Annotated in this window: 18 protein-coding genes and 2 rRNA genes; 19 read left to right on the top strand and 1 reads right to left on the bottom strand. The window is 64.3% G+C overall.

Translation table 11 applies throughout. From position 1 onward, the window contains the following. From BH683_RS20955 to BH683_RS20940, 4 genes are all read left to right on the top strand, one after another. A 23S ribosomal RNA gene (locus BH683_RS20955) occupies positions 1 to 3,140 on the top strand. Between the two features lie 118 nt (positions 3,141 to 3,258). Further along, positions 3,259 to 3,375: ribosomal RNA gene (gene rrf, locus BH683_RS20950) — 5S ribosomal RNA — on the top strand. A 143-nt stretch (positions 3,376 to 3,518) separates the two neighbouring features. Continuing rightward, entirely contained in the window at positions 3,519 to 5,048 is a 1,530-nt protein-coding gene (locus tag BH683_RS20945; RefSeq protein ID WP_084838185.1) for an FAD-dependent oxidoreductase, read from the top strand. A 142-nt stretch (positions 5,049 to 5,190) separates the two neighbouring features. Further along, positions 5,191 to 7,155 carry an HAD-IIA family hydrolase gene (locus BH683_RS20940; RefSeq protein ID WP_084838184.1) on the top strand — a complete coding sequence of 655 codons (1,965 nt, stop codon included), beginning with the start codon at positions 5,191 to 5,193 and terminating at the stop codon, positions 7,153 to 7,155. Between the two features lie 2 nt (positions 7,156 to 7,157). Here BH683_RS20940 and BH683_RS20935 read toward each other — a convergent pair whose 3' ends face one another. Then, on the bottom strand, positions 7,158 to 8,003 hold the full coding sequence (locus tag BH683_RS20935) for a shikimate 5-dehydrogenase (RefSeq protein WP_084838183.1): 846 nt from the start codon (positions 8,001 to 8,003) through the stop codon (positions 7,158 to 7,160). 36 nt (positions 8,004 to 8,039) lie between these two features. Between BH683_RS20935 and BH683_RS20930 the strand changes: the two genes are divergently transcribed. The 15 genes from BH683_RS20930 (at position 8,040) to der (ending at position 23,885) form a co-directional block, all read left to right on the top strand. Further along, complete coding sequence (locus BH683_RS20930; protein WP_084838182.1) at positions 8,040 to 8,312, top strand: hypothetical protein; 273 nt, start codon at positions 8,040 to 8,042, stop codon at positions 8,310 to 8,312. 44 nt (positions 8,313 to 8,356) lie between these two features. Beyond that, on the top strand, positions 8,357 to 9,175 hold the full coding sequence (locus BH683_RS20925; protein WP_084838181.1) for a TlyA family RNA methyltransferase: 819 nt from the start codon (positions 8,357 to 8,359) through the stop codon (positions 9,173 to 9,175). Continuing rightward, on the top strand, positions 9,172 to 10,161 hold the full coding sequence (locus BH683_RS20920) for an NAD kinase (protein ID WP_084838180.1): 990 nt from the start codon (positions 9,172 to 9,174) through the stop codon (positions 10,159 to 10,161). The genes BH683_RS20925 and BH683_RS20920 overlap by 4 nt, the downstream gene beginning before the upstream one ends. After that, complete coding sequence (gene recN, locus BH683_RS20915; RefSeq protein ID WP_084838179.1) at positions 10,161 to 11,933, top strand: DNA repair protein RecN; 1,773 nt, start codon at positions 10,161 to 10,163, stop codon at positions 11,931 to 11,933. Before BH683_RS20920 ends, recN begins: the two co-directional genes overlap by 1 nt. Before the next feature lie 94 nt (positions 11,934 to 12,027). Beyond that, positions 12,028 to 13,215 carry a putative cytokinetic ring protein SteA gene (gene steA / locus BH683_RS20910; RefSeq protein ID WP_084838178.1) on the top strand — a complete coding sequence of 396 codons (1,188 nt, stop codon included), beginning with the start codon at positions 12,028 to 12,030 and terminating at the stop codon, positions 13,213 to 13,215. A 28-nt stretch (positions 13,216 to 13,243) separates the two neighbouring features. Continuing rightward, a complete protein-coding gene (locus tag BH683_RS20905; RefSeq protein WP_084838177.1) occupies positions 13,244 to 14,167 on the top strand; it encodes a copper transporter in 924 nt (307 codons plus the stop codon). Positions 14,168 to 14,345: 178 nt separating this feature from the next. After that, positions 14,346 to 16,103, top strand: coding sequence for a CTP synthase (locus tag BH683_RS20900; protein ID WP_084838176.1), 1,758 nt, complete (start codon positions 14,346 to 14,348; stop codon positions 16,101 to 16,103). Beyond that, complete coding sequence (locus tag BH683_RS20895) at positions 16,100 to 16,729, top strand: NUDIX hydrolase (protein WP_084838175.1); 630 nt, start codon at positions 16,100 to 16,102, stop codon at positions 16,727 to 16,729. The genes BH683_RS20900 and BH683_RS20895 overlap by 4 nt, the downstream gene beginning before the upstream one ends. Before the next feature lie 16 nt (positions 16,730 to 16,745). Continuing rightward, a complete protein-coding gene (xerD, locus tag BH683_RS20890) occupies positions 16,746 to 17,672 on the top strand; it encodes a site-specific tyrosine recombinase XerD (protein ID WP_084838174.1) in 927 nt (308 codons plus the stop codon). A gap of 237 nt (positions 17,673 to 17,909) precedes the next feature. Next, entirely contained in the window at positions 17,910 to 18,806 is an 897-nt protein-coding gene (locus BH683_RS20885; RefSeq protein WP_094647617.1) for a ParA family protein, read from the top strand. A gap of 3 nt (positions 18,807 to 18,809) precedes the next feature. Next, positions 18,810 to 19,676: a segregation/condensation protein A gene (locus tag BH683_RS20880; RefSeq protein ID WP_084838173.1), complete on the top strand. Its 867-nt coding sequence runs from the start codon at positions 18,810 to 18,812 to the stop codon at positions 19,674 to 19,676. Positions 19,677 to 19,719: 43 nt separating this feature from the next. Then, positions 19,720 to 20,382, top strand: coding sequence for an SMC-Scp complex subunit ScpB (gene scpB, locus BH683_RS20875; RefSeq protein ID WP_246833506.1), 663 nt, complete (start codon positions 19,720 to 19,722; stop codon positions 20,380 to 20,382). Positions 20,383 to 20,428: 46 nt separating this feature from the next. Continuing rightward, positions 20,429 to 21,763 carry a pseudouridine synthase gene (locus tag BH683_RS20870; protein ID WP_084838171.1) on the top strand — a complete coding sequence of 445 codons (1,335 nt, stop codon included), beginning with the start codon at positions 20,429 to 20,431 and terminating at the stop codon, positions 21,761 to 21,763. Next, positions 21,760 to 22,461, top strand: a complete 702-nt coding sequence (gene cmk / locus BH683_RS20865; RefSeq protein ID WP_084838170.1) for a (d)CMP kinase — start codon at positions 21,760 to 21,762, stop codon at positions 22,459 to 22,461. The genes BH683_RS20870 and cmk overlap by 4 nt, the downstream gene beginning before the upstream one ends. Next, the gene (der, locus tag BH683_RS20860; protein WP_084838169.1) at positions 22,458 to 23,885 is read left to right on the top strand and encodes a ribosome biogenesis GTPase Der; all 1,428 of its coding nucleotides are present in this window, start codon (positions 22,458 to 22,460) and stop codon (positions 23,883 to 23,885) included. Before cmk ends, der begins: the two co-directional genes overlap by 4 nt. The last annotated feature ends 41 nt before the right edge of the window (positions 23,886 to 23,926 follow it).

Below are 23,926 nucleotides of genomic sequence, written 5' to 3'. Positions count from 1 at the left end.
TTGTAAGTGTGTAAGAGCGTACGGTGGATGCCTTGGCACCAGGAGCCGATGAAGGACGTAGGAGGCTGCGATAAGCCTCGGGGAGCTGTCAACCGAGCTGTGATCCGAGGGTGTCCGAATGGGGAAACCCAGCACGAGTGATGTCGTGTTACCCACCTGTGAATATATAGCGGGTGTGGAGGGAACGTGGGGAAGTGAAACATCTCAGTACCTACAGGAAGAGAAAACAATAGTGATTCCGTGAGTAGTGGCGAGCGAAAGCGGATGAGGCTAAACCATGCATATGTGATACCCGGCAGGGGTTGTGTGTGTGGGGTTGTGGGATCTATTTTGTCCATTCTGCCGGATGGGCCGACAGTGAGAAATCAGTGTGTTAGTCGAAGTGGTCTGGAACGGCCTGTCGTAGAGGGTGAGAGTCCCGTAGACGAAAACATGTTGACTGTTGTAGTAGACACCCAAGTAGCAGCGGGCCCGTGAAATCTGCTGTGAATCTGTCGGGACCACCCGATAAGCCTGAATACTCCCTGGTGACCGATAGCGGACTAGTACCGTGAGGGAAAGGTGAAAAGTACCCCGGGAGGGGAGTGAAATAGTACCTGAAACCGTGCGCTTACAATCCGTCAAAGCCTGCGAGCCATTTGGTTGGCTGTGGGTGATGGCGTGCCTTTTGAAGAATGAGCCTGCGAGTTAGTGCTCGGTGGCGAGGTTAACCCGTGTGGGGTAGCCGTAGCGAAAGCGAGTCCGAATAGGGCGGTGGAGTCGCCGGGTCTAGACCCGAAGCGGAGTGATCTACCCATGGCCAGGTTGAAGCGACGGTAAGACGTCGTGGAGGACCGAACCCACTTCAGTTGAAAATGGAGGGGATGAGCTGTGGGTAGGGGTGAAAGGCCAATCAAACTCCGTGATAGCTGGTTCTCCCCGAAATGCATTTAGGTGCAGCGTCGCATGTTTCTCACTGGAGGTAGAGCTACTGGATGGCCGATGGGCCCTACAAGGTTACTGACGTCAGCCAAACTCCGAATGCCGGTGAGTGAGAGTGCGGCAGTGAGACTGCGGGCGATAAGGTTCGTAGTCGAGAGGGAAACAGCCCAGATCGCCGGCTAAGGCCCCTAAGCGTGTACTAAGTGGAAAAGGATGTGGGGTCGCGAAGACAACCAGGAGGTTGGCTTAGAAGCAGCCACCCTTGAAAGAGTGCGTAATAGCTCACTGGTCAAGTGATCCTGCGCCGACAATGTAGCGGGGCTCAAGTACACCGCCGAAGCCGCGGCACTCACACAAGACATTCTCTTCATCCTGCGGGGTGTTGAGCAGTGGTGTGGGTGGGTAGGGGAGCGTCCTGCATCCCTGGAAGCCACAGAGTGATCTAGTGGTGGAGGGTGTGGGAGTGAGAATGCAGGCATGAGTAGCGAAAGAACAGTGAGAAACTGTTCCGCCGAATGACCAAGGGTTCCTGGGCCAGGCTAATCCGCCCAGGGTGAGTCGGGACCTAAGGCGAGGCCGACAGGCGTAGTCGATGGACAACGGGTTGATATTCCCGTACCCGTGTAGTCGCGCCCGTGATGAATCAGCTGTACTAACCGCCCTGAATGTTCCTTAGCCGCCTTCGGGTGGCCCTGGGACTGGATGCGCGGGACCTTGGTTGGTAGTAGTCAAGCGATGGGGTGACGCAGGAAGGTAGTGGGGCCAGTCAGTGGTTGTACTGGTGTAAGCCTGTAGGGCGTGTTCTAGGCAAATCCGGAACACATATAAGCCTGAGAGGTGATGCGTAGCCGAATGAGGCGAATTCCATGATCCTATGCTGCCGAGAAAAGCCTCTAGCGAGTGGCGACACGGCCCGTACCCCAAACCAACACAGGTGGTCAGGTAGAGAATACTAAGGCGATCGAGAGAACTGTGGTTAAGGAACTCGGCAAAATGCCCCCGTAACTTCGGGAGAAGGGGGACCACGTCTGGTGATCCGATTTACTCGGTGAGCTGGGTGTGGTCGCAGAGACCAGAGAGAAGCGACTGTTTACTAAAAACACAGGTCCGTGCGAAGTCGTAAGACGATGTATACGGACTGACGCCTGCCCGGTGCTGGAAGGTTAAGAGGACCGGTTAACACCTTTGGGTGTGAAGCTGAGAATTTAAGCCCCAGTAAACGGCGGTGGTAACTATAACCATCCTAAGGTAGCGAAATTCCTTGTCGGGTAAGTTCCGACCTGCACGAATGGCGTAACGACTTCTCTGCTGTCTCAACCACAGACTCGGCGAAATTGCAGTACGAGTAAAGATGCTCGTTACGCGCGGCAGGACGAAAAGACCCCGGGACCTTCACTATAGCTTGGTATTGGTGTTCGGTTCGGTTTGTGTAGGATAGGTGGGAGACTGTGAAGCATGCACGCCAGTGTGTGTGGAGTCGTTGTTGAAATACCACTCTGATCGTATTGGATATCTAACCTCGGACCATGATCTGGTTCAGGGACAGTGCCTGGTGGGTAGTTTAACTGGGGCGGTTGCCTCCTAAAATGTAACGGAGGCGCCCAAAGGTTCCCTCAGCCTGGTTGGCAATCAGGTGTTGAGTGTAAGTGCACAAGGGAGCTTGACTGTGAGACGTACATGTCGAGCAGGGACGAAAGTCGGGACTAGTGATCCGGCACCGGCAAGTGGAAGCGGTGTCGCTCAACGGATAAAAGGTACCCCGGGGATAACAGGCTGATCTTCCCCAAGAGTCCATATCGACGGGATGGTTTGGCACCTCGATGTCGGCTCGTCGCATCCTGGGGCTGGAGTAGGTCCCAAGGGTTGGGCTGTTCGCCCATTAAAGCGGCACGCGAGCTGGGTTTAGAACGTCGTGAGACAGTTCGGTCTCTATCCGCCGCGCGCGTAAGAAACTTGAGGAAACCTGTCCCTAGTACGAGAGGACCGGGACGGACGAACCTCTGGTGTGCCAGTTGTCCTACCAAGGGCACTGCTGGTTAGCTACGTTCGGAAGGGATAACCGCTGAAAGCATCTAAGCGGGAAGCCTGTTCCAAGATGAGGTTTCTCACCACCTTCGCGTGGTTAAGGCCCCCCACAGACCATGGGGTAGATAGGCCAGAACTGGAAGTCGGGTAACCGATGCAGGTGACTGGTACTAATCGGCCGAGGACTTACAACCAAAACAAGTAATGAAACTTTTGTTTCGCATCCACTGTGCAATATCTGAAACAACACACAAACAACACAATGATCAGCACTAATCACTTGTGGTTTGTGTGATGGTTGTTTCATAGAGTTACGGCGGCTATAGCGGTGGGGAAACGCCCGGTCCCATTCCGAACCCGGAAGCTAAGCCCACCAGCGCCAATGGTACTGCACCCTAATCAGTGTGGGAGAGTAGGACACCGCCGAACACAATTTGCGAATACCCCGCATACAAGAACCCCGGTTCTCGTATGCGGGGTATTTTGCTATCCCCACACCACCGGCAGCACCCGACGACCGAAGTGGGTCATACGACCCACTTGAACTGCGCCCAGCGGTTACGATTCCTGCCATGTCGACTTCCCCGCGCAACGTCAGCCCTTCGTTCTGCACTGTCGGGTCGCTCAGCCGACGCCGGCTCCTGTCCGGGGTAGCTGTCGGCGCCGCCGGACTTGCGGTCGGTGGCCGTCTGCTGGGAGCGGGTATCGCGTCGGCATCTCCAGGTGGAAGCGTCGGCGCTCAGACGTATGACGCGGTTGTTGTCGGCGGCGGTCTGTCCGGTCTTGCCGCGGCCAAGAAAATCGCCGAAGCCGGCCGGTCGGTCTTGGTTCTCGAGGCCAGAGAACGTGCCGGTGGGCGCGTACACAACATCTCGACACCGAAGATCGGCGTGACCCTGGACGCAGGTGCGGAGTTCATCGGACCGACTCAGACGCATATCGCGGCGTTGGCGAAGGAGTACGGTGTCGTCTCGCTACCGACCTACAACGAGGGCGACAGCGTCTACTGGAACAGCGGTCGCCGCTGCACGATGCCCAGCGCACTCGGGCTGCCCATCGACCCTGCGTCACCGGAGGCAGCTCTGGCCCTGTCTCAGCTCGAGCTCGAACCGCTGCTCGGGTTTCCGGTAGGCGAGCCCTGGAAACATCGCGATGCTGCGTATCTCGATTCCGTGACCTGGCAACAATGGCTCGAGTCGCGGACGATGTCGCCTACGGCGCGGATGCTGCTGAGCCTGGCGAGTTCTGCGGCACTGTCCGTGGAGGCACACGAGCTGTCGGCCCTGTATTTCTTCAATTACGTCGCTTCGGCAGGTGACGAGGCCAACCCCGGCAGTCTCATCCGTCTGCTGAGCACTGCGGGCGGCGCGCAGGAACGGCTGTTCGTCGGAGGTGCAGCTCTCATTCCGTTGCGGATCGCGAACGAGCTGGGCGAGCGAGTGGTCTACAACGCTCCCGTGCGGTCGATCGGCTGGACCGACGAGGTGGCCACCCTCGTGAGTGATGCCGGAACGGTAAGGGCAAAGAAGGTGATCGTCGCCATGTCACCGGCGATCAGTGGCGGTATCGACTACGGGCCGGGTCTCACGTCGGCTCGTGCCGGCTTGCATGCCGGATACCGGATGGGTGCCATCAGTAAGTTCGCCGCGGTGTATCGCGAGCCCTTCTGGCGTAAGAAGGGGCTGTCGGGGCAGGTCATCGGCAACGGCGATCCCATCGACGTCTGCTTCGAGTACTATGCCGAGGGCAATCACGTGTTGATGGGCTTCATCTCTGCCGACTCGATGCGTCGACTCGATCAGGCGTCCGACGAACAGATCACCGCCGAATGTACCCAGAACTTTGTCGACTACTTCGGTCCGGAGGCCCGGGACCACGTGGACCACGGCATTTTCAAATGGGATCTGGAACCGTGGTCGCAGGGTGGCCCGGTCGCCGTGAGTCGGCCGGGCACGCTCACCCGGTACGGGACCGCGCTTCGGGCTCCGGTTGGTCCCGTGCACTGGGCGGGGACCGAGACCTCTGACTACTGGACCGGCTACATGGACGGTGCGGTGCGTTCGGGTCAGCGCGCGGCGAAGGAAGTTCTCGACGCGCGTTAGGTGGAGCTCGATCGATTGGCTTGTCACCGGCTTGGGCGGTTAGTCTGGCGTGCGGCCGATCGGCCGGAACGTAACTACATAGCGTGAATCCATCGGCTCCGTCCTTCGGCGTGAGTGGTGCGATCGTGACGAAGAGGCAGACGTGAACGACAGAAACAATCGTGGTGGCAACGGACGCGGCAACTCAGGTGGTGGACGGCCGAGCGACCGCCGTGACGGTTCGAGCGGCGGACGGAATTTCCGTAACGACTCCGATGCTCGCCGCGGCACCGGATCTGCGAACCGCCCGCCCGAGCCGCCTCTGCCCGACGACGTCGTCCCGCAGGATCTCGACACCGAGGTCCGTCGGGATCTGCTGAGTCTTGATCGCACGAATGCCGATACGGTTTCACGACACCTCATCATGACTTTCCGCCTCCTCGACGAGGACCCTGCGTTGGCGCTCGAGCACGCCCGGGCCGCTCGCCGTCGCGCAGGCCGTATCGCGATGGTTCGTGAGGCAGCAGGCATCGCCGCTTATGCCGCGCAAGAGTGGGCCGAGGCGTTGTCTGAGCTGAGGGCCGCGCGGCGCATGTCCGGCGGCAACGCGTTGCTGCCGATGATTGCCGATTGCGAGCGTGGACTCGGACGTCCCGAGCGTGCGATCGACGTCGCCCGCAGCGAAGAGGGCCGGGCCCTGACCGATGAGGATGCTGCAGAGATGCGGATCGTCGAGTCGGGCGCGCGCCTCGATCTCGGTGAGTTCGACAAGGCGATCGTCACGCTGCAGACGAAGGATCTCGACCCGGCTCGAGTCGGTACGGATGCGGCGCGGTACTTCTACGCGTATGCCGCTGCGCTCCTCGCGGCCGGTCGGCGTGACGACGCGATCACGTGGTTCATGAACGCCGCGTCTGCGGATGACGACGACGTGACCGACGCCGAAGACCGGTTGATGGAATTGGCGGAGCCAGATTCGGCTGCCGATGAACCCGACGCCGAGCCCGAACTCCTCGCTCCGGTGCATGCGGATGCCCCGAAGGCGGTCTCTGAGGTCAGTGCGCCGCCTGCGGTGAAGGAAGTTCCGGAACAGGTTGTGCCGCAACTGGTGCCGGCGGCACCCGCGGAGCCGGGTGCGCGCCTGCGGGACGGGTACGACGTCTTACTGCTCGATCTGGACGGAACGGTCTACGCGGGGAAGAACGAGATCCCCGGTGCGAAGGATGCACTCGATGCCGGCGATCAGCGCAACTACTACGTGACCAACAACGCCAGCCGTTCCCCGGTGGATGTCGCAGAACATCTGCAGGAGCTGGGTTTTCGGGCCGAGCCCGACGAGGTCGTCACCAGCGCACAGTCGGCGGCGCGGCTCCTGGCTGAACAACTGCCGATGGGATCGCGCGTCCTGGTCGTCGGAACCGACGCACTGGTCCATGAGGTCCGGTCAGCGGGCCTCGGGGTGACCCGGAGCGCGGACGACCGTCCAGCTGCTGTGGTGCAGGGACATTCACCGGACACCGGCTGGGCAATCCTGTCCGAGGCGGTACTCGCGATCCGAGCCGGTGCGCTGTGGGTCGCGTGCAACGTCGATGCGACCCTGCCGACCGACCGCGGCCTCCAGATGGGCAACGGCTCGATGGTGGCAGCCGTCGCGAACGCCACGGGAGCGCAGCCACAGGTTGCCGGGAAGCCCGCTTCGCCGTTGATGGTCGATGCCGTCAACCGCAGTGGCTCGAAAACGCCACTGGTGGTCGGCGACCGTCTCGACACCGACATCGAAGGTGCGAATGCCATCGAGGCCGACAGCCTCCTGGTGCTGACCGGTGTCAGCACCGCAGCCGATGCCCTCAATGCCCCGGAAGCGCAGCGTCCGACGTTCATCGCATCCGATTTGCAAGGTCTGAACGCCGCAGCAGACGATGTGATCGTCGGCCCGCGGCCCGGGTGGCATGTCAGCGTCCTCGACCACACCCTCACGGTCGTGGCGCAGGACGGGGCCGACCCGGCGGCCGTGCTCTACGCCGTGTTGCACGAGGCCTGGTCGCGCGAGACGTCGACGAAGTGGATCGTCGAGGCCGCCGAAGAGGTGGCCCAGTCGGCGTTGATGAGTGCCGGTCTCCTGGCCTGACGTCAGCTGCGGGAGAATTTGGACGCCGCCGTGATCTGGGCGTCCGAGGGGCGCATTCCGGTGTAGAGGACGAACTGCTCGGCAGCCTGTAGGGCAATCACCTGAGCGCCCGTGATCACGGGGCGGTCGTCGAATGCGCTGATGAATGGCGTCCGGGCGGGCATCGCGACGACGTCGAACGCCGCCTTGGCCTCGTCCACCGCGGCGGCCGGGAACGGCATCCCCTCGGCATCGGGGCCTCCGGCCATTCCCACCGGAGTCGTGTTGACCAGCAGGTCCGGACGTGCGGTCCCGAGCTCGGGTTGCCAGGTGAACCCGTATCGCTCGGCGAGCGCCCGCCCGGTCTGTTCGTTGCGGGCGATCACTGCGGTGTCGGAGTATCCCTCGTCGCGGAGTGCGGCCACCACGGCCTTGGCCATGCCGCCACTTCCGGACACGGCGACTGTGTAGTCCGTCGGGATGGCACTGTCTCGCAGCAGATTTGCTGCTGCCTGGTAGTCGGTGTTGTAGGCGTGCAGGGTGCCGTCTTCGTTGACGATGGTGTTGACGGAGTCGATGGCCGATGCCGAATCGTGCATCACGTCGACGAGTTCGATGATTTGTTCCTTGAAGGGCATCGAGATCCCCGCGCCTCGAATGCCCAGGGCGCGGATTCCCGCGACCGCTGCGGGCAGATCCGCGGTGCTGAAGGCCTTGTAGACGAAGTCGAGCCCGAGTTCGTTGTAGAGGTAGTTGTGGAACTTCGTGCCGATGTTGCTCGGTCGCCCCGACAGCGAGATGCACAGCTGTGTGTCGCGTCGTAGAACTCGGGCATCAGGTGCGCCGGCGCCCGCGGTGGTGGAGGTCATCACTAGACGCTAACAATCGACTAGCCTTGGCAGGCGATGAACCAACCTCTGCCCGGACCTCGCCCGGTACCCGGTCCGGTCCCCGGACCCCGACCCGCCGCGCCGCCCGACGAGTCGGCGCACACTGTGGATCCCGATAAGATCCGACGCCAGGTGACCGAGCTGCTGGAACAGGCCGATGACATCGCGGCCTCGGTCGGCGACGACGCCGACGGTGAGGCGCTCGCCCAGCTCGCCCGGCAAGCGCACCTGCTCGAAAAGGCGCACGGGGTGCTCACCGATGCTCTGGAGAAGGTCGATCGTGCCTGAGTCTGCGCAACCGAAGGGTCCGGACGCGCTACGCCGTCCGAGTCATGGCGCGTAGGGCTCGCCTGGACGCAGAGCTCGTGCGCCGCGGCGAGGCGCGATCGCGGGACCACGCTCGTGAACTCATCGAAGCGGGCCGGGTGAAGGTCAACGGCACGGTCGCGAGCAAACCTGCGACCAACGTCGATCTCGGTGCGCCGATCGTGGTGGCCGAGGGCGACGACGAGGGGTGGGCCTCACGGGGCGCGCACAAGTTGCTCGGCGCTCTGGCCGCGTTCGAACCGCAGGGCGTCAGCGTCGCCGGACGCCGTTGTCTCGACGCCGGCGCGTCGACGGGCGGCTTCACCGATGTATTGCTGCGTCGGGACGCTGAGCAGGTGGTGGCGGTCGACGTCGGGTACGGCCAGCTGATCTGGCGTCTGCAAAACGACGACCGCGTCGAGATCCACGACCGGACCAATGTCAGGAGTCTGACTGCCGAGCAGATCGGGGGACCGGTGGCCCTCGTCGTCGCCGACTTGTCGTTCATCTCCCTTAACCTTGTCCTCGAGGCGTTCGCCAATTGCTCGAAGCCCGGCGCAGACCTGCTACCGATGGTCAAACCGCAGTTCGAGGTCGGCAAGGATCGGGTGGGATCGGGGGGCGTGGTGCGCAGTCGCGAGTTGCGAGCCGAAGCGGTGACCGCAGTGGCCGAGACCGCAGCGAGTCACGGGCTCGCGACGCTCGGTGCGGTGGCGAGCCCGTTGCCCGGTCCGTCGGGCAATGTTGAATACTTCCTCTGGCTGCGAAAACAGCCGGAACCGGCATCAGTGGATGACACTGTGCGGGCGGCGATAGCAGAGGCGATCGAGAAAGGGCCCCAGTGACGAACCCAGCGGGTGGCACGGCTCCGGCGGCGGGGCCGCAGGGACGGGAGTTCCTTGTGGTCGCCCACACCGGCCGGGACAACGTCCACGAGACGATGGCGGTCATCGCACGGTCGTGTGCCGAGGCCGGAATCGCCCTTCGGGTCGTCGATCACGACACGATGCCGAGCCATCCGGGGCCGCAATACTTGAGCACGGTGTACCCGCTCGATCCGGCCGAGCTGCGCGAGATCGGTGCCGACGTCGCGGTGACGGCGGGGAACGAGTCGTCCGCGGCCGGATGTGAGGTCGTCATCGTGCTCGGTGGCGACGGAACCTTCCTCCGTGCAGCCGAGCTCGCCCACCCGGTAGAGGTTCCGGTGCTGGGAATCAATCTGGGTCACATCGGCTTTCTGGCCGAAGCGGAGGCAAACCGGGTCGACGAGGTGATGGCCAAACTGGTCGACCGCGACTACGAGGTCGAGGACCGCATGACGCTCGACATCACGGTGCATGTCGACGGGCAGGTGGTGGCCAAGAGCTGGGCGCTGAACGAGGCCAGCATCCAGAACCTGTCCAGGCAAGGTGTGTTGGAGCTCATCACCGAGGTCGACGGCAGACCCGTCTCGGCATTCGGAGCCGACGGCATCCTGGTGTCCACGCCGACGGGATCCACCGCGTACGCGTTCTCGGCCGGCGGCCCCGTGATGTGGCCTGATCTCGAGGCGATCCTGCTGGTCCCGTCGAATGCTCACGCCCTCTTTGCCCGGCCCATGGTCACCAGTCCGCGGTCGCTGGTTGCCGTCGAGGTGCTGGCGCGTGGACAGGACGCCTTGCTGGCGTGCGACGGTCGACGCAACATCGAAGTCCCGGCCGGTGGCCGGGTGGAGATCGTCAGAGGTGCACGACCGGTGCACTGGGTCCGCATCGATTCCGACCCTTTTGCCGACCGGTTGGTGCGCAAGTTCGAACTGCCGGTCACCGGATGGAGGGGAAGGCAACTGTAGTGCTCGAAGAGATTTCGATCAGCGGACTCGGCGTCATCGACAAGGCCGGCGCCGAATTCCACGAGGGACTGACCGTGCTCACCGGTGAGACGGGTGCGGGAAAGACGATGGTCGTGACGAGTCTGCACCTGCTCTCGGGCGCGCGCGCCGATGCCGGCCGCGTCCGTTCGGGTCAGAGTCGCGCTGTCGTCGAAGGCCGCTTCCGAGCGACCGGTGCCGAGGCCTCGGAGGTACTGGATTCGTCCGGCGCCGAGCTCGACGAGGACGGCACCGTCATCGCGGTGCGCACGGTGAATGCCGACGGTCGGTCCCGGGCGCATCTGGGTGGCCGATCGGTGCCTGTCGGACTGCTCGGGCAGTTCACCAGCGGGCAGCTCGCGATCCACGGTCAGAACGACCAACTCCGACTACTGCGTTCGGAGCATCAGCTCGACGCACTCGACCGGTTCTCTGCCGAGGCGATCACCAAACCACTCAAGGCCTATCGCGAGGCTCGGGAACGCTGGATCACGCTGGCCGACCAACTCCGCGACCGGCAGGCCAATTCCCGTGAGATCGCCCAGGAGTCCGATCGCCTCAAGTTCGGACTCGACGAGATCGACAAGGTGGCGCCGCAACCGCGAGAGGACGAGGAGCTCGCGGCGACGGTCCGGCGGCTCAGTGATCTCGAGACCATCCGTACCGCGGCGGTCTCTGCGCTCGACGCGGTGACCGGAGCGGGGCCCGATGCCGATGTCGCAAGCGGTACCTCGGTGCTGGACGGGTTGGGTGCGGCCCGGACCATGCTGGAAACCCAGGCCGATGACACACTGCGGGCTCTGCTGCCCCGGATCGAAGAAGCTCTCACCGTGGTCGGCGACATCGGTGAAGAACTCAGCTCGTTCGTCTCCGGGCTACCGGTAGATGCGGCCGAGCTGGAGCAATTGCTGCATCGCCAGGCCGAACTGAAGTCTCTGGTGCGCAAATATGCCCCGGATATCGACGGCGTCATCGGGTGGGCCGACTCTGCGCGTTCCCGGTTGGCCGAGATCGGCGACTCGTCGGAGTCACTCGACGAGCTGGCTGTTCGCGTCGGTGCCGCGCGCGACGACGTAGCCGTCGCCGCGGTGAAACTGACCAAGGTGCGCGTCAAGGCTGCGAAGTCGCTTGCCGCCAAGGTGAGTTCGGAACTGACGGGGCTTGCGATGGGGGATGCCCAGCTCGAGGTCTCCGTAGTGCCCGACGAATCCTCCGACTCCGACCGTCGCGGAATCGACATCGACGGCCGACAGTTACACGCCGGTTCACACGGTGTCGACAAGGTGGAGTTCGGACTGATCGCCCATGCCGGCGCGCAGGCGCGACCGATCGCGAAGTCGGCCTCCGGCGGCGAGCTGTCTCGCGTGATGCTCGCACTCGAGGTGGTATTGGCCGGACCGGGCGGCGGGTCGACGATGGTGTTCGACGAGGTCGACGCCGGGGTCGGTGGTCGCGCGGCTGTGGAGATCGGGCGCCGGCTCGCCAAGTTGGCCCGTGCGCATCAGGTCATCGTGGTGACCCACTTGCCGCAGGTCGCAGCTTTCGCCGACAATCACCTGCTCATCGGTAAGCAGACGTCTTCCGGCAAGTCGTCGAAGTCGAGTCGTGTGACGAGCTCGGTCGAGGTTCTCGACCGCGATGAACGGGTGGCGGAACTGGCCCGCATGCTGGCCGGCCTGGGTGATTCCGACACCGGCCGCGCGCATGCGGAGGAGCTGTTGAGCACAGCCGAAGACGAGAAATCTGCCTTCTAGCGGAATGACACGGGTGTTACTCATGTGACAAAAGTGGCGTGTGTTACGGCGCGCCTCCACCAAAACTGTCGAGTGGTGGTTCAGTGTTTCTCGCATGAAGATGCCTGCCCTGCTGTCACGCACAACCGAAACTCTGCCTGGGATCAGCGGTATCGCCAGGATCGACAAGAACACCAAACGACTCCTCTCCAGGGTCGGCCCCGGGGACATCGTGATCCTCGATGAGGTCGACCTCGACAGGGTCACCGCCGATGCCCTGGTCGCCGCCGATGTCCTGGTGGTGGTGAACGCCTCGCCGTCCATCTCCGGGCGGTACCCCAATCTAGGACCCGAGTTGCTGGTGGCGTCGGGCATCACCTTGATCGACGACGTCGGCGTCGAGGTCTTCAAACGCATCAAGGACGGCGCCAAGATCCGCGCCGATGAAGGTGGCCTGTACACCGGCGAGCGTCGGCTCGCCAAAGGCACCGAACTGGGGGAGCGCGAGATCGCCGACCTCATGATCGACGCCAAGACGGGCCTCGTCGATCATCTGGAAGCATTCTCCGGCAACACCATCGAGTTCATCCGCAGCGAATCGCCGCTGCTGATCGACGGCGTCGGTGTTCCCGACGTCGACGTGCGCATCGAGGGTCGCCATGTGGTCGTGGTGGCCGACGGCGCCGATCATGTCGCAGACCTCAAGCGACTCAAGCCGTTCATCAAGGAATATCAGCCGATCATGGTCGGCGTCGACGGTGGCGCGGACACCCTGATGGATCTGGGCTATCGGCCGGACCTGGTCGTGGGCGACCCCGAGGGGATGAAGTCGGCGACACTCAAATCCGGCGCCCAGGTCGTGCTGCCCGCAGACCCCGACGGTCACGCTCCCGGCCTCGAACGCATCCAGGACCTCGGGATCGGTGCCATGACGTTCCCGGCCGCCGGCTCGGCCGCCGACCTCGCACTGCTCTTGGTGGACCATCACGAAGCCGCCCTGATCGTCACCGTGGGCCATGCTGCGTCTCTCGACGAGTTCTTCGACCGCAGCCTGCGCGAGTCGAACCCGTCGACGTTCCTCACCCGGCTCAAGGTCGGACCCAAACTCGTCGACTCGAAAGCTGTTGCCACACTCTATCGTTCGCGGGTGTCGGGCGCTGCCATCGCGCTGCTGATCCTGGCTGCCCTGGTTGCGCTGATCGTCGCGGTACTCATGTCGAGTGCCGGCGGTGAGGTCACCGAGTGGATCGTCGACCAGTGGAACCGGCTGACCGAGTGGGTCCAGCAAGTCTGGAATGAGTGAGCCCGCAGGGGCTTGGATCGGATAAGTAGTGATTTCGCTTCGCCAGCATGCAATTTCGCTGGTCGCGGTCTTCCTCGCTCTTGCCGTGGGTGTGGTGCTGGGATCCGGATTTGTCGCTGACACTTTCGGATCGTCCAGCGATGCCCAGGACAAGCGTGAGCAGGAACTGCGCGACGAGAATCAGCAGCTGACCAACAATGTCAACGCCGCCAACAATTTCGACACCGCGATAGCCGGCCGTCTACTCGAGGGCACGCTGCGCGATCGGCCGGTGCTGATCGTCACCACACCCGGTGCCGATGAAGGTGACGTGGCGGCGGTCAAGGACAACCTGAACAAGTCCGGTGCGGTCTTCAACGGCCAAGTCGCGCTCACCGATGAGTTCGTCAGCGATCGGAACGCGGAGAAGATCGGGTCGATCATCGATCAGTCGATCCCGGCCGGCAGCACGCTGCGGACAGAACTGACAGATTCGGGCGGCCGCGCGGGCGATTTGCTGGGCCTGCTGTTGCAGCTGTCACCTCGAGATGCCGAACCGCAGGTGTCGGGGGGCGATACCGACGCCGGGCTCGCGGCCCTCAAGCAGGGCGGATTCGTCGACTACGCGGACGGGGCGATCGAGCCTGCCCAGTTGGCGATCATCGTGACGGGCAACAAATTTGCCGACGATTCGGGTGCGCGCGGACAGGTCGTGGCACGTTTCGCGGCAGCCTTCTCCGAGCGCGGCGCGGGCACCGTTCTCGTCGGCCGGACCGGATCTGCCGAAGGTTCTTCGCCCATCGCAGTGGTGCGGGCGGACCCTGCGCTGAACTCGCAGGTGTCCACGGTGGACAACGTCGATCAGGCGACCGGCCGGATCACCACCGTGCTGGCTCTCGCCGACGAGCTGGGCAACAAGCAGGGCGCGTACGGCACCGGTCCCGGTGCCACCGCGATCGCCCCCGAGAGCTGACCGAGGCCGATCGCTCGTCGGCCTCCGCGGATGCCGACGAGCGGTCACCCGTGTCAAGGCCGAGAATTCGGTCCAGTGGTGTTACCGTGGAGTCCCGTAGGTAGGCAAGGTTTTCTTGCCTGCGTTGCCGGTGATGAGTTCCTCTACCGGCTTCGTCTCCAGCCGAACGGGAGAAGCGTTGCGACCATTACGCCATGTGCGATCAGGCACCAAGCACATCTTCGTCACCGGGGGCGTCGCGTCCTCGCTCGGAAAGGGTCTGACGGCCTCCAGCCTCGGCCAGTTGCTCACCTCCCGCGGACTGCGGGTGACGATGCAAAAGCTCGATCCCTACCTCAATGTCGACCCGGGAACGATGAACCCGTTCCAGCACGGTGAGGTGTTCGTCACCGAAGACGGAGCCGAAACCGACCTCGACGTCGGTCACTACGAACGATTCCTGGACCGCGATCTGTCCGGATTCGCGAATGTCACCACGGGCCAGGTGTATTCGACGGTCATTGCCAAAGAGCGGCGCGGCGAATACCTCGGCGACACCGTGCAGGTGATCCCGCACATCACCGACGAGATCAAGAACCGGATCCGGGCGATGAGCCAGGCCGACGCCGACGGTGAGATCCCCGATGTGGTCATCACCGAGATCGGTGGCACGGTCGGCGACATCGAGTCGCAGCCGTTCATCGAGGCGGCCCGGCAGATCCGGCACGACGTCGGCCGGGACAACGTGTTCTTCCTCCACGTCTCGCTGGTGCCGTATCTGGCCCCCTCGGGTGAGCTCAAGACCAAACCCACCCAGCACTCCGTCGCAGCACTGCGCAACATCGGTATCCAGCCCGATGCCCTGATCCTGCGCTGCGATCGCGACGTACCCGAGCCGCTGAAGAACAAGATCGCGCTGATGTGTGACGTCGAGGTCGAAGGTGTCATCTCGACGCCGGATGCCCCGTCGATCTACGACATCCCGAAGGTGCTCCATTCGGAACAGCTCGACGCGTACGTGGTCCGCAAGCTCGGACTGCCGTTCCGTGACGTCGACTGGACAGTGTGGGGTGAGCTGCTCAAACGGGTACACGAACCGCGCGAAGAGGTCACCATCGCGCTGGTCGGCAAGTACGTCGAACTCCCCGACGCCTACCTGTCGGTGACGGAGGCGATCCGGGCCGGCGGCTTCGCGCACCGCGCGCACGTCAAGCTCGTGTGGGTGCAGTCGGACGACTGCATCGAGGACGCCGGGGCCCTGGCAGCGCTGGCCCAGGCCGACGGCATCCTCATACCGGGTGGCTTCGGGATCCGCGGCATCGAGGGCAAGGTCGGTGCCATCAGGTACGCCCGCACCCACGGAGTACCTCTGCTCGGGCTGTGTCTCGGTCTGCAGTGCATCGTCATCGATGCCGCTCGCCAGGCGGGCCTCGACGACGCGAGTTCGACGGAATTCGACCCCGAGACCCCGTTCCCGGTGATCTCGACCATGGCCGATCAGGAGCAGGCAGTGGCCGGCGAAGCCGATCTGGGTGGCTCGATGCGACTCGGCGCCTATCCGGCCAAGCTCATTCGCGGGTCCGTGGTCGCAGGTGCCTACGGTTCCGTGGATGTCTCGGAGCGGCACCGACATCGCTTCGAGGTCAACAACACCTACCGCGACAAGGTTGCCGAAGGCGGCCTGGTCTTCTCGGGCACCTCGCCGGACGGACACCTCGTCGAGTTCGTCGAGTACCCGAGGGAGGTACACCCGTTCTTGGTGGGAACCCAGGCTCATCCCGAACTGAAGAGCCGCCCGACCCGGCCCCATCCGTTGTTCAGTGCCTTCGTTCGGGCATCGCTGCGCTACAAGGCGGCCGAACGACTGCCGGTGAACGTGCACGGCGACGACGATTCCGATCCCGACCTCGACGACGTCACCGGTGCCGAGGCCGGTGTCGTGGAGGCGGGGGCTTGAGCGACCCGCACGAGTTCCGGACCATCGACACCGATGTCCGCTACGACGGGGCAATCCTCGCGCTTCGGGTGGACGAGGTCGCGATGCCCGGGGGTAGAACCGCTCACCGTGAGGTTGTCGAACATCACGGGGCGGTGGCCGTCGTAGCCGTCAATGAACGGGACGAGATAGCCCTCGTCCTGCAGTATCGGCATCCGATCGGTCGGCGCCTGCTCGAATTGCCCGCAGGGCTCCTCGACGGCGGTCCGGACGAGGCCCCGGTCGAGGCTGCCCGGCGCGAGTTGGTCGAGGAAACCGGTTTGGCGGCCGAACACTGGAGCACGCTGGTCGACGTCGCGGTCTCGCCGGGCTTCACCGATGAGGCCTTGCGGGTGTATCTGGCGACGGGGATCAGCGCCGCCGAGCAGCCCGACCGCGAGGACGAAGAAGCGGACATGACCGTGCACTGGGTGACGATCGCAGACGCGGTGCACAAGGTGTTCTCCGGCGAGATCGTCAACGCAACCGCTGTTGCAGGAATTCTGGCGTTGGTCGCGCACAGATCCGGATCGGTACCGCTGCGTGACGTCGACGCGCCGTGGACCGACAAGCCGACGGCGTTCGCCGACCGGCACGCCGGGTCATGATCACTGCCGGACCGTCATGACCTTGGCCGATCAGGTGCAGATGTACCTCGATCACCTCGAGGTCGAACGAGGTTCGGCTCCCAACACCCTGCAGTCCTACGCCCGCGACCTGCGCCGGTACCAGGAGTATCTGGAGTCGCGGGGGATCGATGCCCTCTCAGACGTCCACGAATCCGACGTCAGAGAGTTCTTGGTCGCCCTGCGACGCGGCGACGCAGACAACGACCGCCCACCACTGGCGGACAGTTCGATTGCGCGAACGCTGGTGGCCACCAGAGGCTTTCACAAGTTCGCTGCCGCGGAGGGGATCGTTGTGGCCGACGTCGCCCATGCAGTGGCACCCCCGAAGGCCCCGCGCCGACTCCCGAAAAGTCTTCCGGTGGACGAGGTGCTGGCGATCCTCACCGCGAGCGGCGGCGAAGACGTCTCCGACGGGCCACGGGCACTGCGCGATCGCGCCCTACTCGAGCTGCTCTACAGCTGTGGAGCACGTATCTCCGAGGCCGTCGCCCTCGACGTCGACGACATCGACACCGAATCACGTTCGGTCGTGCTGCGCGGTAAAGGCGGCAAGGAGCGGATCGTTCCGGTGGGCAGGCCCGCCATCTCGGCGCTCGAGGCGTATCTCGTCCGGGGTCGGCCGGCGTTGGTTTCGCGCTTCAATCCCGCCCTGTTCCTCAACACCCGGGGCGGGCGGCTCAGCAGGCAGAGCGCGTGGCAGGTGCTCGTCGACGCGGCGGCCCGCGCCGGACTGGACAAATCGGTCTCGCCGCACACGCTGCGGCACAGCTTCGCAACGCATCTCCTCGACGGCGGGGCAGACGTGCGGGTGGTCCAAGAACTCCTGGGCCACGCATCGGTGACCACTACGCAGGTATACACGCTGGTGACGGTCGGAACCATGCGCGAGGTCTACGCCCTTGCGCATCCGCGCGCGCGGTAGACGCTTCCGACCCGCCTCCGCCCACCCGTTTTCGCGGGCTCCACCGACAATTGCGGTTGGGTGGTGCGAATTCGGGTGGGGCGGGGGTGTCGAAACCGGCCCCGAAGCGCCAGTGCTGACCGGTGCGAACGCCTCTGACGGTGAGCCTCCACAGCCGCGCAACGCCGACGCACTAGGCTCGTAAGGGTGACAACGCCACAGCCACCTCAGCGGCCCGGGCGTGATGCGAATCAGTTGATGATTTCCACGCCGCAACGTGGCGATGACGACCACGAGCGCGAGAAACCGGGCAACCCCGGCGAGCTCGGCCCGACGGGGCGGCCGCTGCGTGAGGTACCCGAGCCGACCCCGCTCGACCGTCACGGTCCGGCGACGGTTGTTGCCATCTGCAATCAGAAAGGTGGCGTCGGCAAGACGACCTCGACCATCAACCTCGGCGCCGCCTTGGCCGAGTGTGGACGCCGCGTGTTGCTCGTGGATCTCGATCCGCAGGGGGCATTGTCGGCGGGCCTGGGCGTTCCGCACCATGAACTCGACCTGACGGTGCACAACATGCTCGTCCCGCCGCAGGTGTCGGCGGACGAGGTGTTGATGCGTACCCGCGTCGACGGCATGGATCTGCTGCCCTCGAACATCGACCTCTCGGCGGCGGAGATCCAGCTCGTCAACGAGGTCGGCCGCGAACACACCCTCGGCCGGGCCCTGCATCCTTTGCTCGACCGCTACGACTACGTGTTGATCGACTGCCAGCCCTCGCTGGGATTGCTCACCGTCAACGCCCTCGCCTGCGCGGACACGGTCGTCATCCCGATGGAATGCGAGTACTTCAGCCTGCGTGGACTGGCACTGCTCAGCGACACCATCGACAAGGTGCGCGACCGCCTCAATCCTCGACTCAAGCTCGGCGGCATCCTGGTGACCATGTTCGACGCACGCACCCTGCACTCCCGTGAGGTGATGGCCCGGGTCGTCGAGGTGTTCGGTGACAAGGTCTACGACACGGTGATCAGCAGGACGGTGCGGTTCCCCGAGACCAGCGTCGCGGGAGAACCCATCACCTCGTGGGCACCGAAGTCGGCCGGGGCCAGGGCGTATCGGGCCCTCGCCCGCGAAGTCATCTTCCGTACCCGCTAGCCGATGACCGAGACGTCACCACCGGAGCTGGACACCACCGCTGACCCGACACCGGCCGAGCCGGTCGATGAGCCGGCCACGAAGACCGGTTTCCAGGTCAAGTTGAGAAACTTCGAGGGTCCGTTCGATCTATTGCTGAACCTCATCGGTCAGCACCGGCTCGATGTCACCGAGGTGGCGTTGCACGAGGTCACCGACGACTTCATCGCGTACACCAAGCTTCTCGGCACCGAGATGGAGCTGGATCAGACAACTCAGTTCCTGGTGGTCGCGGCGACCCTGCTCGACCTCAAGGCCGCGCGGTTGCTGCCCTCGGGTGAGGTCGAGAACGACGAGGATCTCGCGCTGCTCGAAGCCCGCGACCTGCTCTTCGCCCGACTCCTGCAGTACCGGGCGTACAAACAGGTCGCTGTGCTGTTCGCCGAGCTCGAAGCTGCTGCGCTACAACGCTATCCGCGGGCAGTCTCACTGGAGCAACGATTCGAGTCGCTGCTGCCCGAGGTGACCATCGGGGTCTCACCGGGAGTGTTCGCCGAGGTTGCGGTCGCCGCGATGACACCTAAACCGGTGCCTCAGGTCGGACTCGGTCACTTGCACGTGTCGACTGTGTCTGTTCCGGAGCAGGCGCTGCGTATCGGCGAGATCCTCCGCAACGCCGGGGCAGGTTCGTGGGTCAGCTTCACCGAACTCGTAAGTGAATGCGAGAACGGTCTCGGTGTCGTCGCCCGCTTCCTGGCGCTGCTCGAGCTGTACCGGGAACGCGCGGTGGCGTTCGAACAGCCCGAGGCCCTCGGCGCTCTCATGGTCAGCTGGACGGGCGAGCGCGACGAGGCCGAAGTGACTATCGACAAGGCAGATGACTATGGATGAACCGGACACCGCGAACGACGTCGAACCCGAGGTCGACTCCGACATGTTGTTCGACGCGGAGGCAGACACGCTCGACGACGACGAGTTGCGGTCGGCACTCGAGGCGATGCTGCTGGTGACGGACAGCCCCGCAACGACCGACCAGTTCGCCACGGCGCTCGAGGAGAGCGCGGTGCGAGTCGAGGCGATGCTCCGGCAGATGACCACCGAACTGAACGACCGGCGTAGTGGTATCGATCTGCGTTTCGCCGGCGACGGGTGGCGGTACTACACCCGCAACGAGTTCGCTCCCTACGTCGAGCGACTGCTCCTCGACGGCGCACGGTCGAAGCTCACCCGGGCGGCGCTGGAGACCCTCGCGGTCGTGGCCTACCGGCAGCCGGTCACGCGCTCACGCGTCAGCGCCGTCCGTGGAGTGAACGTGGATGGCGTGATCAGAACCCTGTTGGCCCGCGGACTCATCAGCGAAGCGGGCACCGATGTCGACTCCGGAGCGGTGACGTACAACACCACGGAACTTTTTCTGGAACGTCTGGGGTTGGCATCTCTGAGTGAACTACCGGACCTGGCGCCACTTCTGCCGGACGTCGACGTGATCGACGCCCTCGGTGATGAGATCAACGCCGACCCGCGATTCGCCAAACTGGCAGGTAACACGTCAGACTTGAACAACAAAACACACAACATCACCGTCGACGACGACTGATTTCGCGCTGCGGAACAGCTGTTCGACGGGAATTAGGGATACGAGCATGGCACCCGCTAGCCGAGACGGCAGACCGGACAGAAGCAAAGACAAAGGCAAGAGGCGCGGACCGCGTGAGGATGGAAACTCCTCGGGCGATCGCGACCGGAAGCCTTATGGCGACAGAGGCGCGAGAGCCGAACATCGTGGTGGCAGGCCCGCAGAGGATCGCGGAGGCCGCCCCACAGGAGATCGGCGCGGTGCACCGTCCCGTGATCGCGGTGGACGACCCTCCGAAGAACGTGGCGGACCCCGGCACGCGGAGCGCGGCGACCGCCGTGGCGAAGGTACTGGTCGTCCTTCGGGCGAGCGCGGCCGTCCCAGCGGGGACCGTGGTCGTCCGGCCGACGAACGCGATCGATCCGCAGGTGCGGCAGCCGGTGGCAGGCCCGCCGGCGGCAAACCGAGCGGCAAACCCACCGGCGGCAAACCGACCAAAGGCGCCGCGACCGAGCGGTTCCGTAAAGCGCATCGCAAGGGGCCGGGTCCTGAGGGCAAGCCGAAGTCGGCTCCCGATGTGAAGAGCGGGCAGGTTCGGCTCAACAACGCCAAACCCGCGCGCGACCAGAACCCGCTCGACGTCGGCGGCGACGGAGCGACCTACGTCAAGGGCGGAACTCGTCTGCAGAAGGTGCTGGCGCAGTCCGGCGTCGCATCGCGTCGCGGCGCCGAGGAACTGATCGCGGCCGGTCGCGTCGAGGTCGACGGTGAAGTCGTCACGGAGCAGGGTCTGCGCATCGATCCCGAGACCGCGGTGGTGCGCGTCGATGGCGCGCGGGTCGTCGTCAACGAGGAACATCAGTACCTGGCGCTGAACAAGCCCAAGGGCTGGCAGTCGACGATGGCCGACGAGTTCGGCCGTCCGTGCATCGGTGACCTGGTCGCCGAGCGTGTCATGGCGGGGCAGAGGCTCTTTCACGTCGGCCGGCTCGATGCCGATACCGAGGGTCTGATCCTGCTCACCAACGACGGCGAGCTCGCGCACCGGTTGATGCATCCGTCGTTCGAGGTACCCAAGACCTACATGGCAACGGTCCGAGGTGAGGTCAACCGCAGCCTGGGCCGGACCCTGCGTGACGGTATCGAGCTCGACGACGGACCGGCGAAGGTCGACAAGTTCGCTTTGCTCGACGTGAACGAGGGCATTTCGCTGTTGCGGTTGACGCTGCACGAGGGACGCAAGCGGATCGTGCGCCGCATGCTTGATGAAACGGGCCATCCGGTGATTCGCCTGGTGCGCACCGACATCGGCGCCGTGAACGTCGGCGAGCAACGTCCCGGCACCCTGCGGGTGATGGGTAACGACGAGATCGGCGCGCTCTACAAGGCGGTGGGAATGTGACGAACCGTGCAGTTATCGCGATCGACGGGCCTGCGGGCACCGGTAAGTCGAGTGTGTCGCGTCGGGTCGCAACGGCGTTGGGCGCCAACTACATCGACACCGGTGCGATGTACCGCGTGGCGACGTTGCGCGTTCTTCGTGCAGGCGTGGCGCTGGACGACGCGGAAGCGATCGACAAAGCAACCGAAGAGCTGACGATCTCGGTCACGAACAGCCCGGACAAGCAGATCGTGCTGATGGACGGCGACGACGTGACCGCAGAGATCCGCGGGGACGATGTCACCCGTGCGGTGTCGGCGGTGTCGGCAGTGCCTGCGGTTCGTACCCGGTTGGTGCAGGCCCAGCGTGACCTGGCCCAGAGTGGGCTCAGCGTGCTCGAAGGCCGCGACATCGGAACCGTTGTGTTTCCCGATGCGGAACTGAAGGTGTTCCTGACCGCCTCGCCCGAGGCTCGCGCCCAGCGGCGACACGATCAGAACATCGCCGCAGGCAGGGACAGTGACCATGCGACGGTGCTCGAGGACGTGATCCGGCGGGACCATCTGGATTCGACGAGGTCCACCTCGCCATTGCGACCGGCCGATGACGCAGTACAGGTCGACACCACCGACCTGGGCATCGAAGAGGTGATCGCCAAGCTGGTCGAGTTGGCGCGTCGTCGCTTTCATGAAGAGAGCTCGAGCGAGGTAAAGGCATGAGTGACAGTTTTGACGGAGCAGGCGTCGGCGACGACGGTCTGTGGACAGACGAATCCGACTGGGACATCAGCGAGTTCACCGAGCTGGGCGAAGAAGGATCCGCGGTCGCGGTACCCGTCGTGGCCATCGTCGGACGGCCCAACGTGGGTAAGTCGTCGCTGGTGAACCGCATCCTCGGGCGGCGTGAAGCCGTCGTCGAGGACATCCCGGGCGTGACCCGCGACCGCGTCTCGTATGACGCATCGTGGGCCGGCAGGCGTTTCATGGTGCAGGACACCGGCGGCTGGGAGCCCGACGCCAAAGGTATGGCGCAGTCGGTGGCACGGCAGGCCGAGGTGGCCATGAAGACCGCCGACGCCATCGTGCTCGTGGTCGACGCCACCGTCGGGGCCACCACCACCGACGAAGCGGTCGCCAAGGTGTTGCGCCGTTCGAAGACCCCGGTGTTGCTCGCGGCCAACAAGGTCGATGACGAGCGGATCGAATCCGAGGCCGCCGCGCTGTGGTCGCTGGGCCTGGGGGAGCCGTACTCGGTGTCTGCCGCTCACGGCCGCGGTACCGGCGATCTTCTTGACAAGATCCTTGAGGCGCTGCCCGAAACCCCTAGAGAGACAACGCTCACCGGCGGTCCGCGTCGTGTGTCGCTGGTCGGCAAGCCCAACGTCGGCAAGAGTTCGCTGATGAACAAGCTCACCGGTGAAGACCGCGCCGTCGTCGACAACGTGGCGGGCACCACCGTTGATCCGGTCGACGAGCTCGTCGAACTCGGCGGCAAGATCTGGAACTTCGTCGACACCGCCGGCCTGCGCAAGAAGGTTCAGCAGTCGAGTGGCCACGAGTTCTACGCGTCGCTGCGGACCCGTTCGGCCATTGAGGCCGCCGAGGTCTCGGTATTGCTGATCGACGCCTCCGAGCCCATCACCGAGCAGGATCAACGCGTGCTGACGATGATCATCGACGCCGGTCGCGCGTTGGTGATCGCGTTCAACAAGTGGGACCTGGTCGACGAGGACCGTCGGCTGCAACTCGAGAAAGAGGTCGACCGCGACCTCTCGCGGGTGCCCTGGGCGCGCAAGGTGAACATCTCGGCGCACACCGGCCGGGCCGTGCAGCGGCTCGTTCCCGCGCTCGAGACCAGCCTGGCGTCCTGGGACAAACGGGTGTCCACCGGGCAGCTCAACACCTGGCTCAAGGCGGTCATCGCCGAGACCCCGCCGCCGATGCGTGGCGGCCGGTTGCCGCGTGTCCTGTTCGCGACGCAGGCCGCAACGCGCCCGCCTACGTTCGTCTTCTTCACCACGGGCTTCCTGGAGGCCGGCTATCGCCGCTTCCTGGAACGCAAACTGCGTGAAGAGTTCAACTTCGACGGCTCGCCGGTCAAGGTGAACGTGCGGGTGCGCGAGAAACGCGAACGCAAGAAGTAGTGATGTCGAGACGTCGGCCCCGGTCAGAAAGTGACCGGGGC

This window comes from Williamsia sp. 1138 (genome assembly GCF_002095435.2).
Taxonomy (GTDB): Bacteria; Actinomycetota; Actinomycetes; order Mycobacteriales; family Mycobacteriaceae; genus Williamsia.
The sequence above is the reverse complement of the archived record's forward strand: the minus strand, read 5'-3'. Positions and strand labels throughout refer to the sequence as shown.